This is a genomic window from Streptomyces sp. NPDC018029, from assembly GCF_044327655.1.
Lineage (GTDB): Bacteria > Actinomycetota > Actinomycetes > Streptomycetales > Streptomycetaceae > Streptomyces.
Genome location: NZ_JBIRFV010000005.1, coordinates 135,507 through 149,130 on the forward strand (window position 1 = coordinate 135,507; position 13,624 = coordinate 149,130).

Below are 13,624 nucleotides of genomic sequence, written 5' to 3' on the forward strand. Positions count from 1 at the left end.
CGCGTGCGGCGTCCGCGCGTACGTCGGTAATCTCCCGCTCGTGATCGACATTCGCATTCCGGACGAGCTGGTCGAGTCGCAGCACATGTACGCGGGGGAGCCCGGCCGGGCGTTCATCGCCGGGCTGCCCGCGCGCGTGAGGGAGTTCGTCGACCGCTGGGACCTGACCGTCGACGGCGACCCGATGCACGGCATGGCCGCGCTCGTCCTGCCCGTCGTGCGCGCCGACGGCACGCCGGCCGCGGTCAAGTTCCAGCTCCTGGACGAGGAGACCGAGGGCGAGCCGGTCGCGCTGCGGACCTGGGACGGGGACGGGGCCGTGCGCCTCCTCGACCACGACGCCGACACGGGCACGATGCTGCTCGAACGCCTCGACTCCGGGCGGATGTTGTCGACGATGACCGACACCCGCAAGGCCGTCCTCGTCCTCGCCGAGCTCCTCGCCCGGCTCACCGCGACCCCCGCCCCCGCCGGCATGCGCACGCTCGCCGGCATCGCGGCCGAGATGGTCGAGGAGCTGCCCGGGGCCCTGAAGTCCCTCACCGATCCGGACGAGCGCGCGCTCGTCGAGCGGTGCGGGGGCGCGGTGCGCGAGGTCATGGGCGAGGCAGGCGACCGGATGCTGCACTGGGACCTGCACTTCGAGAACGTCCTGGCGAGCGACCGCGAGCCGTGGCTCGCCATCGACCCGAAGCCGCTCGCCGGGGACCCCGGCTTCGACCTGTGGCCCGCCCTCGACAACAAGTTCGACGCCGACGACGTGCTGTGGCGGTTCGACGCGATGACGGAGGTCCTCGGTCTCGACCGCGAGCGGGCCCGCGCCTGGACGCTCGGCCGCGTCCTGCAGAACACGCTGTGGGAGGTCCAGGACGGCAGGCCGCCGGTGGCCGACGACCTGGAGATCGCGCGGCGGCTGCTCGGCCGGTGAGACCGCGTTGACCACGGCGGGCCCGCCGTGGCTTGCTGCTCCCATGATTCGTACCGCCACACCCGCCGACGTCCCCGTCATCCACGCGCTGGTCCGCGATCTCGCCGCGTACGAGAAGGTGCCCGACGAGGCGAGGGCCACCGAGGAGCAGCTGCGCGAGGCGCTCTTCGGGGAGCGCCCCGCCGCCTTCGCGCACATCGCGGAGGACGACACCTCCGGCGAGGCCGTCGGCTTCGCACTGTGGTTCCTGAACTTCTCCACGTGGCGCGGCGTGCACGGGATCTACCTGGAGGACCTGTACGTACGCCCCGAGGCGCGCCGCGGCGGACACGGCAAGGCGCTCCTCACCGAGCTCGCGCGGATCTGCGTGGAGCGCGGCTACGAGCGGCTGGAATGGGCCGTACTCGACTGGAACGAGCCGTCGATCAACTTCTACAAGTCGCTCGGGGCGCTGCCCCAGGACGAGTGGACCGTGTACCGGCTCACCGACGACGCGCTCACGGCACTGGGGCGTGCCTAGGCAGTTCTTGTACGGGCCAGGCGGTTCGTCTGGAACTCCTCTAGAACTCGTCCACGGTGTGCGGCAGGAGAGCCGTGTGCAGCGCCGCGTCCAGTGCCGTCGCCGTGCCCGCCGTGTGCTCCGTCGCCAGGCCCGCGCGGACCAGGGCGTCGGTCTTCGTGCCGCCCAGGTAGCAGGCGGCCAGGTCGCGTACGTCGACGGTGAGGTCCGCGGGGTCCTCGGTCCTCTCGTACGTACAGCCGTCGGGGGACGCCGTCAGGCGGTGGCGGCCCTCGTTGGCCGGGAGGCGGTCGTCGCGCACGTCGAGGACGACGTCCACCGGGGCCGCCCAGGAGCGGGACTCCAGTGCCTTGCGCACGTCGACGAGGCGGACCCACAGCGCCGGGAACTCGCCTGTGACGCGCACCTGGTCGCGGTCGGCGGCGAAGAGGTGCAGCGGGTCGTCCAGGGGGCGGCCCCAGGCGCGGATCCGGCCGGTCAGGTCGATCGACGCGAGGTAGCGCCAGAGGGCGGCCGCGACGGCCGGGGTGTCCGCCTCCAGGTCGTCAAGGCGGACGAGGCCGGGGGCGTCGTCGCGGGTCTTGGTGCGGTAGATCGCATAACCGGCCGGCGGGCCCGCGGGGTCACCGAGGACGACGACGCGGGGCGGCGACAGCTCGTCGTCCTCCTCGTCCTCCGTCACCAGCCACTCCTCGCGCCACCACGCCTCGGTGCGGGCGATGCGGCCGGCGCGCTCGGCGCGGGTGCGGTCGTAGTACGCCGCGAGGAGCTCGGGGGCGTCGGACGGGTCGACGAGGCGCAGCGGGCGGTCGTCCGGGGTGATGCGCAGGGCCAGCGGGCGTGTGGAGTCGATCTCCAGGGTGTGGCCGTGGGTGGCGGGCCCGAAGCCGAACCTGCCGTAGATCGCGTCCTCGGACGCCCACAGGGCCGCGATCGGCGAGCCGTCCGCCGTCGCCCTCGCGAACAGCTCCGCGAGCATGCCGGAGAGCACGCCGCGGCGCCGGTGCGTCGGCGCCACGGACACGAACGTCAGGCATGGGCAGGGCAGTTCGCCGCCCGGCACCGACAGGGTGAAGGGGAACGCCGCGACGAACCCGACGAGTTCGCCGTTCTCGTACGCGCCGACGCGGGTGCAGTCGCGCAGCAGCTCGTGGTGGTGCTTGCGCTTCTCCTCCTCCGGGGTCTCGTGGAAGACGAGGTAGGCGAGGGAGAGCGCGCGGTCGATCCCCGCCTCGGGGATGTCGCGGAACTGGACGGATTCCGTGGTCGTAGCGATAGCCATAGCCATATAACGGACGGTAGTTCCCGAATGTCGTGCGGGCATCCGGATTTCGGCCTGCCCGGAAGGCCGGGGGATCGGGGGACCAGAGGACCAGAGGACCAAGGGATCAGGGGATCAGGGGATCAGGGGATCAGGACGACCTTGCCCATCGTGGCGCGGCTCTCCAGTGCGCGGTGGGCCGCGGCCGCCTCCGCGAGGGGGTAGCGCTGCACGGCCGGTGTGAAGTGGCCGAGCGAGGCGGCGGTGAGGGCGGCGAGCTCCAGGGTGCGGACGGGGTTGTCGCCGCCCGCCTTGCGCATCATCGCCGGGCCCAGGACGTTGATCTGCGTGATGCCGCGCTCGGCGAGCTCCGCGTCGGTGAACTTCAGCTCTCCGTCGTCGTGCGGGCCCTTGCCGGACCAGCCGAAGACGACGTGGGTGCCGCCCGGGCCCAGCAGGTCGACCGCGGCCAGTCCCGCCTTGCCGCCCACTCCGTCGAAGACGACGGTGGCCGCGCGCCCTTCGAGCTCCTCCCTGAGGTACGCGCGGACCTCGTCGGGCCACGCCGGGTCGGTGTAGTCCACGGCGAGGTCGGCGCCGTTGGCGCGGACGCGGTCCGTCTTCTCCGGCCCGCCCGCCAGGCCGATCACCGTGGCGCCGCGGTGCTTGGCGTACTTCGTGAGGAGCGTGCCGATGCCGCCCGCGGCGGCGGGGATGACCGCCACGGTGTCGGGGGTCAGCTCCGTGAACTGCAGGATCCCCATCGTCGTACGACCCGTGCCGATCAGGGCGACCGCCTCCGCGGCGTCCAGGTCGTCGGGGATCTCGTGCAGGCGGGACGCGTCCGTGACGACGCGCTCGGCGTAGCCTCCGGGGGCGAAGCCGATGTGGGCGACGACGCGCTTGCCCAGCCAGTGCGCGGGGGTCCCCTCGCCGAGCTCGTCGACGATGCCCGCTATCTCCCTGCCGGGGATGGTGGGGAGGGTCGGGAGTTCGGGCAGCGGGCCCTGGATGCCCTCGCGGATCGAGGTGTCCAGGAGGTGCACGCCGGCGGCGGCCACGCTGATCCGGACCTGGCCCTCGGCCGGTTCGGGGACCGGTGTCTCCTCCAGGACGAGGTTCTCGGCGGGGCCGAAGGCGTGGAGGCGGATGGCTCGCATGGTGGTGTGCTTCTCGGGGCCTGCGGGGGTGGGGGTGGGCATGACCGCTCCTCGGGGGTGTGATGGGGCGCTGTGCGCCGTTGATCGCGTACGCCCCTCACCCTTCAACCTGAAGTGGACTTGAGGTCAAGAGCCGACTTCGCCAGCGCGAGCGACACCGCCTCCATGGCGCTGTTGAACGAGACCTCGGACAGCAGTCCCGGCGCCGCCACCTGGTCGCCCGCCAGATACACGCCGTCGCCCCGGTCGATCGCGGGGCGGTCCCGCCAGGTGGTGCCGGGGCGGTCCAGCGCGCCCGTACGGCCGTTCGCGACGGAGGCGCGGCGCCACGTCAGGCGCTCGCGCCAGCCGGGGTATCCGAGGTCGAGCAGGTGCTCGGCGCGGGCCACGCCGTCGGCCTTCGTCTCCTCGGGCGAGAGCGGAATCTGTGCCTGTACGAGTTGTTCGCCGGCCGGGGCGAGGGTGTGATCCTGCGCGGTGAAACGTTCGACCCAGCCGGTGCGGTCCAGGTCGGAGACGACGAAGGCGTCGCCCTTACGGGTACGGAAGGCCACGTCGACGAGTGCGGTGCGGCCGCTCTCCCAGCGCAGGGAATCGTCGCCGAGGAGGCGGCGGGCCGCTTCGAGGGAGGTCGCGACGATGACCGGACCGTCCTGGGGGAGGCCCAGGTCGGAGAGGCTGTCGACGCGGTCCAGCGTCTCCGTGCGGACGCCCATGTTCCAGGCGAGTGCGGCCATGCGGTCGATGACCGAGCCCCAGCCGCCGCGCGGGTAGTGCGCCTCCGGGGGCAGCTTCGTGGCGCGGCGCAGGCGCTCCTGCACGAAGCGGGCGGAGAGCGAACCGGGGTCGTGGTGGAACGTCGCCACGGCGATGTAGTGCGCGGCGGCCTTCGCGCCCTCCTCGCCGACCTGCTCGGTGGCCCAGCCGGTGAAATCCCGGTCCACGGGGGCCTGCTCCGCCTTGCGGCGCAGCAGCTTCAGCATGGCGAGGGGCGGCGTGCGGCGCAGCGCGCCGTTGTGGAGCAGGCGCAGGCGGGCGCCTTCGAGGGGCGGCAGCGGGGCAAGCGGCCCGATGAGGCCGCGCTGCTTCAGCCAGGTCCAGTGGGGGCCGCCGTTGTAGAGCGCGTGCGGGCCCTCGTTCGTCTTGTACGTGCCTTCGGAGGTGCGGGCGCGGCCGCCGAGGGTGTGGTGGGCCTCGCGGAGGGTTACGCGGGCGCCTGCCTCGGCGGCGCTGATGGCCGCGGTGAGGCCGGCGAAGCCGCCGCCGACGACGGTGATGTGGTTCTGCCGCGCGGTGGGCATGGGTGGGCTCCCTTGATGGTTGGACTTCACCACTTGGACGTGTGGGGGTGGCCTGGATGTGACATGACGGCTCGGGTTCGGTTTCGGTCTCGTTCTCGGGGGCGTAGGGCTTGTGGCGTCGGGCGTTGTCAGTGGTGGCGGGCACGATGGGGGCATGGCTCAGAAAGCGAAACCGACGCGGGCGGCACGGGCGGCACGGGCGGCACAGGCGGTGCGGGTGGTGAAGGCGGCTCGGGAGGCCGAGGTGCGGTTGCCGCCGCTCCGGCCGTTCGAGGGAGGGGAGCTGGAGCCCGACGGGGACTACGACGGGGTCGAGTTCCGTGACCTGGACCTCGGCGGGCAGGACGGGGCCGGGGCGCTGTTCATGGACTCGGCGGTGGCGGGGTGCGGCGTCGACGAGACGCGGCTGGCGCGGGCGCGGTTCGTCGACTCCGTGCTGACGGAGCTGCGGGGGGTGGGGACGGACCTCGCGGAGGCGTCGCTGCGGGACGTGGAGATCGTGGACGCGCGGCTCGGCGGGGTGCAGTTGCACGGGGGCGTGCTGGAGCGGGTGGTGGTGCGGGGCGGAAAGATCGACTACCTGAACCTGCGGAAGGCGCGGTTGCGGGATGTCGTCTTCGAGGGGTGCGTGCTGGTGGAGCCGGACTTCGGGGCGGCTTCGCTGGAGCGGGTGGAGTTTCGGGGGTGCGTGGTGCGGGGGGTCGACTTCACGGGGGCGCGGATGAAGGACGTGGATCTTCGGGAGGCGGGAGAGCTGGAGGTGGCGCGGGGGATCGAGTGCCTGGCCGGCGCGGTGATCAGCCCGTCCCAACTCCTGGAACTGGCACCGGCGTTCGCGGCGCAGGTGGGGGTGCGGGTGGCTGGGGTGGGGGAGTAGGGGCGCCTTGTGGGGGTTTGCGCCTTCTGTCTGCTCGTGGGGCGGGGCCGCGGGGGTATGTGCGTACTCGCCATCCCTGCGCCGCGCCTCAAGTCCAAAGACGCCAGGGTGCGCTCGGTGCTCCGTTCGCACATACCCCCACGTCCCCTCGGGTGCGTGTGCGCCTGCGCCCCGGTGGGGGTTCCTCGGGCGTTCCTACTCCCGCCGGGCGTTGCGGGGGAATACCCGCCCACCCGCCCCTACTCCCGCCGGACGTCGCGGGGCAAACGGGTGGGTGGGTGGGGAACATCCGCTGCGGAGCGGCGGGCTTGGTGCTCCTGCCTCGGCGGGGCGGCGCGGGCTCACCCGTAGCGGGGCCTAGGCGGTGCGGGGGAAGCGGGCGAGGAGGGACCAGATCGTGGGGTTGTCCGACAGGGACTCGTGGAGGTCGGTCAGATCCGCCACGAGGTCGTGGAGAAAGTCGCGGGCTTCACGACGCAGCTCCGTGTGGGAGAAGGTCAGCGGAGGATCCTCGGGATCCATCCAGTCCGCCTCGATGTCGACCCAGCCGAAGCGGCGGGAGAACAGCATGCGATCCGTCGACTCGGTGAAGTCGAGCTCCGCGTACTGAGGGCGGGAGGCCCGGCTGCCGAGCGGGTCCTTGTCCAGGGTCTCCACGATGTCGCACAGCGCCCACGCGAAGTCGAGGACGGGCACCCATCCCCAGGCTGTGGACAGTTCCCGGTCCGCCTTGGTGTCCGCCAGGTACACGTCCCCGCAGAACAGGTCGTGGCGGAGCGTATGGACGTCCGCCCGGCTGTAGTCCAGCTGGGCGGGGTCGGGGAAGCGGCGGGAGAGGGCGTAGCCGATGTCGAGCACGGTTCGATGGTGTCATGGACCGGGCAGTGTGGGGCGTGCGGTGCGATGCCGCTCAGGGCAGGAGGCGTTGTTCCTTCGCCACGGCCACCGCACCCGCCCGCGTGTCCACGCCCAGCTTGTCGTAGATCCGCCCCAGGTGGGTCTTGACCGTGGCCTCGCTGATGAAGAGGGCGCGGGCGATCTCGCGGTTGCCGAGGCCCTGGGAGAGCTGGCCGAGGATGTCGCGCTCGCGGTCGGTGAGCGTCGGCTGCGGGGCGCGCATGCGGGCCATGACGCGGGAGGCGACGGGGGGCGAGAGCGTGGTGCGGCCCTGGGACGCGGCGTGGATCGCGGAGAAGAGTTCCTCGGGGCGCTCCGCCTTGAGGAGGTACCCCGTCGCGCCCGCCTCGATGGCGCGGGTGATGTCGGCGTCGGTGTCGTAGGTGGTGAGGACCAGGACGTGCGGGGCGGGGGGCGGGGACGACGTGATGCGGCGGGTGGCTTCCACGCCGTCGATGCCGTCGCCCAGTTGCAGGTCCATCAGGACGACGTCCGGTGACAGTTTCGCGGCGAGGGCGACCGCCTCTTCGCCGGTGCCCGCCTCGCCGACCACCTCGATGTCGGGCGCGCTGCCGAGCAGGGCGAGCAGCCCGGCGCGTACGACGACGTGGTCGTCGCAGACCAGCAGGCGGACGGGTCGGGACGGTGCGGCGTTCATGGCTGGGACTCCAAGGGACTCGACGGCGGACCCGACAGCGGGCTCGGCAGCGGGATCGATACGGAGAGGACCGCGCCCTCACCCGGCGCCGACTCGATCGTCAGTGTGCCGCCGAGCTGGCCGGCCCGAGCGCGGATCGCGGGCAGACCGTGGCCTCGTACACCTGCCGGGGATTCGGGACCGGGCGAGGGCGGCGGCGTGAAGCCGCGGCCGTCGTCCGCGACGTCGAGGACCACCTGGTCGTCGAGGAGGGTGAGGGTCAGCGCGGCGGTGGTGGCGTCCGCGTGCTCGCGTACGTTCGCGAGGGCGCCCTGCGCGATACGGAGAAGCGCCGAGCTGACCCGGTCCGGCAGCGGCACCGGCGTGCCCTCCACGTGGAAGCGGACGGTGAGGCCCGCGTCGGACTCGCGTTCCGCGAGCGCCCGCAGCGCCTGCGCCACGCCCCCGCCGTCCGCGAGGTCGGCGGGGGCCAGGTCGTGCACGAAGCGGCGGGCCTCGGCGAGGCCGCGCTCGGTGATCGACTCGGCGGTACGGACGTGGGTGCGGGCCTTCGCCGGGTCCGTGTCCCAGATGCGGTCGGCGGCCTGCAGCAGCATCTGCTGGCTGGACAGGCCCTGCGCGAGGGTGTCGTGGATCTCCATGGACAGGCGCTGGCGCTCGGCGAGCGTGCCCTCGCGCCGTTCGGTGGCGGCCAGTTCGCGACGGGTGCGGATGAGGTCGTCGATGAGTTCGCGCTGGCGGGCCCCCTGGCGCTGCATGTGGATGAAGACGGCGGTGGCGACCGCGGCCCAGGCGGGCGGCGCGAGCAGCAGGTTCGGGTCGAAGCGGCCGGCGAGCTGCAGCTGGGCGACGACGACGAAGGCGGTCAGGACGGCCACCAGGAGCAGGGCGGCGCGGGGTGGCAGCGTCCGCAGGCCGGTGTAGAAGAGCGGCACCGCGCACCACGCGAAGCTCGGCGCGAGGACGACGAGCACGACCCAGACGGCGACGACGAGGATCAGCCAGGCGAGCCGGCGCGGCGCGGTGGGGCGGGCGCCGATGACGGGACCGAGTACGTAGAGGAGGGCGAGGGAGACCGAGAGCGCGATGATCCACGGGGTGCGCGGTTCGCCGGGGTGCCGCATCAGGAAGCGGGTCAGCGACGACCCCAGGAGCAGGAAGAACGCCGTGTGCATGACGGCCGCGAGCCAGCGGGCGTCGGGGTCCGGCGTGCGGGGGTCGAGCCCCGGCCTGCGCTCTCCCACGGGGCGCCTCCCTTTCGTACTGCCGTCGCGCGGGCCTGAACTGGGCAAACACCCTCATTGTGGCCCGGTGGGGCCACGGAAGGGTCAACCGATCGGTTGACCCTGGTGTCGGCCGAGTCGCGCGCGGCTGCGAGCCGGTACGTCGAGGGGTGGGCCCCGGACGCGGCCGGAGGATTGATGGCAGAGGGAGCCGAGGGAGACGAGCCCCGTGAGCTTCGTCCCCCCCCAGCCCCACCCCGCCCCGTCGCCTTCGCCCCTAGGAGCCCCCGATGCAGAAGCTCTCCCGCCGCACCCGCGTCCTCACCGTCGCCGCCACCGCCGCCGTCCTCGGCGCCGGTACCTTCGGCGCGGTCTCCGCCACCGCCGGCACCCCCGACGCCGCCACGAAGGCCGCCGTCACCGCCGACGCGGGCAACAAGAACCTCACCCAGTCGACGCACCTCACCGTCGCCGCCGCCACCAAGGCCGCGCAGGCCACCCTCGACGCCGCGAAGAAGGAGAACCAGCGCGTCTCCGTCGCCGTCGTCGACCGCAACGGCAACACCATCGTCCAGCTGCGCGGCGACGGTGCCGGGCCGCAGTCGCCCGAGTCCGCCGTGAAGAAGGCGTACACCGCCGTTGCCTGGAACGCGCCCACCTCCGAGCTGACCAAGCGCCTGGAGCAGGCCCCGAACCTGAAGGACATCCCCGGCACCCTGTTCCTCGCGGGCGGCGCGCCGGTCACGGCCAAGGGCGCGCCCGTCGCGGGCATCGGCGTCGCGGGCGCCCCGAGCGGCGACCTGGACGAGAAGTTCGCGAAGGCGGGCGTGGCGGCGCTCGGCCGCTGAGCCCCGAGCCCCCCCACGCTGCATGCTGAACCGCATGCTGCCGCGGTTGTTCCCGGTCCCCGCGCCCGTCCGCGCGGGGACCCGCGGAACCTGTAGCACCCGCAAGACCCGCAGGATGCGCAGGACCCGCAGGACTCGTAGGACGAGGAGATCCGGCATGAACACCACCGCTGCCGACCAGCGGCTGCTCGACGCCGCACGCGCCGGGAACGCCGCGGAAGTGGCCGCCGCCCTCGCCGCGGGCGCCCGCGTGGAGGCCCGCGACACCGAGCTGCGCTCACCGCTGCTGCTCGCCGCCCTCGGCGATCACGTCGAGGCGGCCCGGGTGCTGGTCGCCGCCGGCGCCGACGTCGACGCTCAGGACCACCGTTCCGACAGCCCGTGGCTGGTCACCGGGGTGACGGGCAGCGTCGCCATGCTGCACGTCCTGCTGCCCGCGGGGCCCGACCTGACGCTGCGCAACCGTTTCGGCGGGGTCTCCTTGATCCCCGCATCGGAGCGCGGCCACGTCGCGTACGTACGGGAGGTCCTGCGCGTCACCGATATCGACGTCGACCACGTCAACGACCTCGGCTGGACCGCCCTCCTGGAGGCCGTGATCCTCGGCGACGGCGGCCGCGCGCACCAGGAGATCGTGGAACTGCTCCTCGCCGCGGGGGCGACGCCGGACCTCGCCGACCGGGACGGTGTCACGCCGCTCGCACACGCGGAACGGCGGGGCTTCGCGGAGATCGCGGAGCTGTTGAGGGGGCACGCGGCATGAAGGCACCCGGCAGGCCCCGGAACCCCGAGGCGCCGCTCCAGCCATCCCGGACGCCCGGGGCACCCGGAGAGGGCCGAACGCTCCGGACGCCCGGGGAGGGCGGGAGGCCTTGGTCGCTTCGGATGCCCTGGAAGGGTGGGACGCCTTGGACGCTCCGGATGCCCTGGGAGGGTGGGACGCCTCGGGTGCTCCGGATGCCCCGGGAGGGTGGGCCGCCCTGGGTGCTCCGGATGTCCGGGCAGGTCGGGGCGCCCTGGATGCTCCGGATGCCCCGGCAGGGCGGGACGCCTTGGACGCACCGGACGCACCGGACGCCCCGGCAGGGCCGGATCCCCAGGACGCCCCGGACACCCCGGCAGGGCCGGATCCCCTGGACGCTCCGGATGCCCCGGATATCCGCCGCAGGCACCGCCCTGCTCGCTGTCGCGCTCCTCGCGGGCTGCGCCGGAGGCGAAAGCCCCGCCACGTCCGCCCCCGAGCCCGCCCGCGCAACCCCCACCGTCATCGCCCCCGCCACCCGCATCCCCACCCCCACACCCACCCCCGAAAACACCCTCCTGATCGCCGACTTCGGCTCCGACACCGTCACCTTCGTCGACCCGGAGAAAGGCCCCGTCGACTCGGTGAAGGTCGGCGCGGCCCCCTACGGGCTCACCGTCGGGGACGACGGCCGCGCCTGGGTGGCGACCGCCGACGCCGTCGCCGTGGTCGACACGCGCACCCGGGAACGGATCGACCGCATCCCGTACGAGACGGAGACCGGCCCGGTGACGACGGGCGAGTACCGGGGCGGCGGCATGGGCATCGCCCTCGCGCCGGACGGCGAACACGTCTACGTGGGCGTCAATGTGCCGGACGCCAAGGGCGTGTTGGAGGTCATCGACACGGGCGAGCGCGAGGTGACCGCCACCGTGCCCGTCGGCCGGCGGCCCTTCGACGTCGACGTGTCGAAGGACGGCCGCGAGATCTACGCGACCGGCCACGACTCCTTCGACGTCACCGTCGTGCACGCCGGCTCCCTGAAGCCCCGCCGCATCGAAGTCGCCCCCTACGGGACAGAGGGCGGCCTCGGCTCCTGGCTGAAACCGCACTACGCGGCCGTGCGGCCCTCCGACGGGCGGCTCCTGCTGCCCTTCGAGGGCGAGAAGCTCGTCGTACTCGATCCGCGCACCGGTGCGTACGACGTCGAGAAGATGACCGCGGACACGCACCAGCACGGCGTGACGGTCACCGATGACGGCACCCTCTTCGCGGTCGGCACCGGGCCCATCGATCCCGACACCGACAAGGGCCCCTCCCTGACCGTGCGGACGAAGGACAGCAAGCACGGCAAGGACGGCACGCACAGCAAGGAGCGGATCATCCCGCTGGACGGTCCGCACGAGGACGTCGCCGTCTCGCAGGACGGCCGCACCGCGTACGTCACGGGCGGCTTCACCCGCGACGGCCACTGGAACGGCATCTCCGTCGTCGACACGGAGGACGGGTCGGTGCGCCGACTCCCGGCGGGTGAGCGGCCGTTGGGAATCGCCGTCCTCTGAGGCGGCTCGGGGGCCCCGGCGACCGGGCCCATATCAAGCCCCTCCCGAACAATTGCCGCATAAGATCACCGGCGTGGACCTGCGATCTCCGGCCGTCCGAGCCGCCACCGTCACCTCCTGCCTCGCCCTGCTCGCCACCGTCAGTGCCTGCAGCGGCGCGGGCGTCGACGGCACGCCGGGCTCACCGGGCGTGCGGGACCCGTACTTCCCCAAGCTGGGCAACGGCGGGTACGACGTGGCGCACTACGGCCTGACCCTCGGCTACGACCCCGGCTCCCGGCACCTCACGGGGACCGCTGAGATCACCGCCCGCGCCACCAAGAACCTCAGCTCCTTCAACCTCGACCTGAAGGGCCTCGACGTCTCCGGCATCACCGTCGAGGGCAAGGCGGCCCGTTTCCAGCGCGCCGGTCAGGAGCTGCGGGTCCGCCCGGCCGACGAGCTCGAACGGGGCGAGACGTTCCGCGCCACGGTCCGCTACTCCGGCACCCCGGAGACCATCACCGACGAGGACGGCGCCGAGGAGGGCTGGCTCAGGACGGGCGACGGCGCGCTCGCGCTCGGCGAGCCGACCGGCTCCATGGCGTGGTTCCCGGGCAACCACCACCCGAGCGACAAGGCCTCGTACGACATACAGATCACCGTCCCGAAGGGCCTGAAGGCCGTCTCCAACGGCGAGCTGACCCGCGAGTCGACGAAGAACGGCCGCACCACCTTCGCCTGGCACAGCGCCGAACCGATGGCGAGCTACGTGGCGACCGTGGCCATCGGCAAGCACGAGCTGAAGACGTCGACGACCGAGGACGGCCTGCCGATCGTGACGGCCGTCGACCCCTCCCAGGCGAAGGCGAGCGAGAAGGTCCTCGCGAAGATCCCGGACGTCATGGAGTGGGCGGAGTACAACTTCGGCCCCTACCCCTTCTCCTCCACGGGCGCGATCATCGACCGCGAGGAGGACGTGGACTACGCCCTGGAGACCCAGACCCGGCCCGTCTTCCCCGGCGCCCCCGACACCGGGCTCCTCGTCCACGAGCTGGCCCACCAGTGGTTCGGCAACTCCGTCACGCCCAAGTCGTGGCAGGACATGTGGCTCAACGAAGGCTTCGCGACGTACGCGGAGTGGCTGTACGCGGAGGACAACGACGGCGACAGCGCGCAGGACGTCTTCGACGCGCTCTACAAGGGCGACTACTACGAGGACAAGGAAGACAACGAGGCCATCTGGGCCTTCCCGCCCGCCAAGCCCACCGACGCCGCGAGCATCTCCGACCCGCCCGTCTACGAGCGCGGCGCCATGGTCATCCACAAGATCCGCCAGGCGGTGGGCGACGACGCGTTCTACGACATCGTGCAGGGCTGGGCGAAGACGTACCGCCACAAGAACGCGGACACCAGGGACTTCACGGAGTACGTCGAGAAGCACGCGGGCGGCGACGAGGCACGCGAGAAGGTCAGCCGGATCTGGGGCGACTGGCTCTACGGCGACGGAAAGCCGGACCGCCCGTAGGCGCCTCGAATTGGTTTCCGTGCCCTGGCGCGACATGCCGACCTGAAAGCCCCTGAAGGGTGCTGTGGCCGCCTGGCGGGAATGTCGGGCAGGGGGGATCGACTGATGATGCGCCAGGCCCTCCAGGGGGCTTCTGGGGG

General features: G+C 72.7%; 13 protein-coding genes. 7 read left to right on the plus strand and 6 right to left on the minus strand.

From position 1 onward, the window contains the following. The first annotated feature begins 85 nt into the window (after positions 1–85). The gene (locus tag ACH4D5_RS16915) at positions 86–928 is read left to right on the plus strand and encodes an aminoglycoside phosphotransferase family protein (RefSeq protein WP_398303730.1); all 843 of its coding nucleotides are present in this window, start codon (positions 86–88) and stop codon (positions 926–928) included. Between the two features lie 43 nt (positions 929–971). Then, positions 972–1,448 (plus strand): GNAT family N-acetyltransferase, encoded by a 477-nt coding sequence (locus ACH4D5_RS16920; protein ID WP_398302884.1) that lies wholly within the window; start codon positions 972–974, stop codon positions 1,446–1,448. Between the two features lie 40 nt (positions 1,449–1,488). Here the strand turns inward: ACH4D5_RS16920 and ACH4D5_RS16925 are convergent, their stop codons facing one another. The 3 genes from ACH4D5_RS16925 to ACH4D5_RS16935 form a co-directional block, all read right to left on the minus strand. Further along, on the minus strand, positions 1,489–2,736 hold the full coding sequence (locus tag ACH4D5_RS16925; protein WP_398302886.1) for a GNAT family N-acetyltransferase: 1,248 nt from the start codon (positions 2,734–2,736) through the stop codon (positions 1,489–1,491). 116 nt (positions 2,737–2,852) lie between these two features. Then, positions 2,853–3,869: a zinc-binding dehydrogenase gene (locus tag ACH4D5_RS16930; protein WP_398303732.1), complete on the minus strand. Its 1,017-nt coding sequence runs from the start codon at positions 3,867–3,869 to the stop codon at positions 2,853–2,855. Between the two features lie 104 nt (positions 3,870–3,973). Next, a complete protein-coding gene (locus ACH4D5_RS16935; RefSeq protein WP_398302888.1) occupies positions 3,974–5,170 on the minus strand; it encodes an NAD(P)-binding protein in 1,197 nt (398 codons plus the stop codon). Between the two features lie 154 nt (positions 5,171–5,324). On the opposite strand from ACH4D5_RS16935, the gene ACH4D5_RS16940 reads away from it, so the two are divergent. Continuing rightward, positions 5,325–6,047, plus strand: coding sequence for a pentapeptide repeat-containing protein (locus ACH4D5_RS16940; protein WP_398302890.1), 723 nt, complete (start codon positions 5,325–5,327; stop codon positions 6,045–6,047). A 357-nt stretch (positions 6,048–6,404) separates the two neighbouring features. Here ACH4D5_RS16940 and ACH4D5_RS16945 read toward each other — a convergent pair whose 3' ends face one another. Genes ACH4D5_RS16945 through ACH4D5_RS16955 form a run of 3 tightly spaced genes read right to left on the minus strand, consistent with a single transcriptional unit; the run spans position 6,405 to position 8,777 of the window. Next, complete coding sequence (locus ACH4D5_RS16945; protein WP_398302892.1) at positions 6,405–6,905, minus strand: hypothetical protein; 501 nt, start codon at positions 6,903–6,905, stop codon at positions 6,405–6,407. A 52-nt stretch (positions 6,906–6,957) separates the two neighbouring features. Beyond that, positions 6,958–7,602: a response regulator gene (locus ACH4D5_RS16950; protein WP_398302894.1), complete on the minus strand. Its 645-nt coding sequence runs from the start codon at positions 7,600–7,602 to the stop codon at positions 6,958–6,960. Then, a complete protein-coding gene (locus ACH4D5_RS16955; RefSeq protein WP_398303734.1) occupies positions 7,599–8,777 on the minus strand; it encodes a sensor histidine kinase in 1,179 nt (392 codons plus the stop codon). The genes ACH4D5_RS16950 and ACH4D5_RS16955 overlap by 4 nt, the downstream gene beginning before the upstream one ends. 338 nt (positions 8,778–9,115) lie before the next feature. Between ACH4D5_RS16955 and ACH4D5_RS16960 the strand changes: the two genes are divergently transcribed. The 4 genes from ACH4D5_RS16960 (at position 9,116) to ACH4D5_RS16975 (ending at position 13,484) form a co-directional block, all read left to right on the plus strand. Further along, a complete protein-coding gene (locus ACH4D5_RS16960) occupies positions 9,116–9,673 on the plus strand; it encodes a heme-binding protein (RefSeq protein WP_398302895.1) in 558 nt (185 codons plus the stop codon). A 157-nt stretch (positions 9,674–9,830) separates the two neighbouring features. Then, positions 9,831–10,436, plus strand: coding sequence for an ankyrin repeat domain-containing protein (locus tag ACH4D5_RS16965; RefSeq protein ID WP_398302897.1), 606 nt, complete (start codon positions 9,831–9,833; stop codon positions 10,434–10,436). 383 nt (positions 10,437–10,819) lie between these two features. Next, on the plus strand, positions 10,820–11,977 hold the full coding sequence (locus tag ACH4D5_RS16970; protein ID WP_398302899.1) for a YncE family protein: 1,158 nt from the start codon (positions 10,820–10,822) through the stop codon (positions 11,975–11,977). A 73-nt stretch (positions 11,978–12,050) separates the two neighbouring features. After that, positions 12,051–13,484 (plus strand): M1 family metallopeptidase, encoded by a 1,434-nt coding sequence (locus ACH4D5_RS16975; protein WP_398302901.1) that lies wholly within the window; start codon positions 12,051–12,053, stop codon positions 13,482–13,484. Positions 13,485–13,624: the final 140 nt, after the last annotated feature.

Bases quoted from the DNA above. Each gene is read 5' to 3' on its own strand.
- ACH4D5_RS16940 (WP_398302890.1), top strand. From the start codon at position 5,325: ATGGCTCAGAAAGCGAAACCGACGCGGGCGGCACGGGCGGCACGGGCG.
- ACH4D5_RS16970 (WP_398302899.1), top strand. From the start codon at position 10,820: ATGCCCCGGATATCCGCCGCAGGCACCGCCCTGCTCGCTGTCGCGCTC.
- ACH4D5_RS16925 (WP_398302886.1), bottom strand. From the start codon at position 2,736: ATGGCTATGGCTATCGCTACGACCACGGAATCCGTCCAGTTCCGCGAC.
- ACH4D5_RS16935 (WP_398302888.1), bottom strand. From the start codon at position 5,170: ATGCCCACCGCGCGGCAGAACCACATCACCGTCGTCGGCGGCGGCTTC.
- ACH4D5_RS16955 (WP_398303734.1), bottom strand. From the start codon at position 8,777: ATGCACACGGCGTTCTTCCTGCTCCTGGGGTCGTCGCTGACCCGCTTC.
- ACH4D5_RS16915 (WP_398303730.1), top strand. From the start codon at position 86: ATGTACGCGGGGGAGCCCGGCCGGGCGTTCATCGCCGGGCTGCCCGCG.
- ACH4D5_RS16950 (WP_398302894.1), bottom strand. From the start codon at position 7,602: ATGAACGCCGCACCGTCCCGACCCGTCCGCCTGCTGGTCTGCGACGAC.
- ACH4D5_RS16965 (WP_398302897.1), top strand. From the start codon at position 9,831: ATGAACACCACCGCTGCCGACCAGCGGCTGCTCGACGCCGCACGCGCC.
- ACH4D5_RS16930 (WP_398303732.1), bottom strand. From the start codon at position 3,869: ATGCGAGCCATCCGCCTCCACGCCTTCGGCCCCGCCGAGAACCTCGTC.
- ACH4D5_RS16920 (WP_398302884.1), top strand. From the start codon at position 972: ATGATTCGTACCGCCACACCCGCCGACGTCCCCGTCATCCACGCGCTG.
- ACH4D5_RS16960 (WP_398302895.1), top strand. From the start codon at position 9,116: ATGCAGAAGCTCTCCCGCCGCACCCGCGTCCTCACCGTCGCCGCCACC.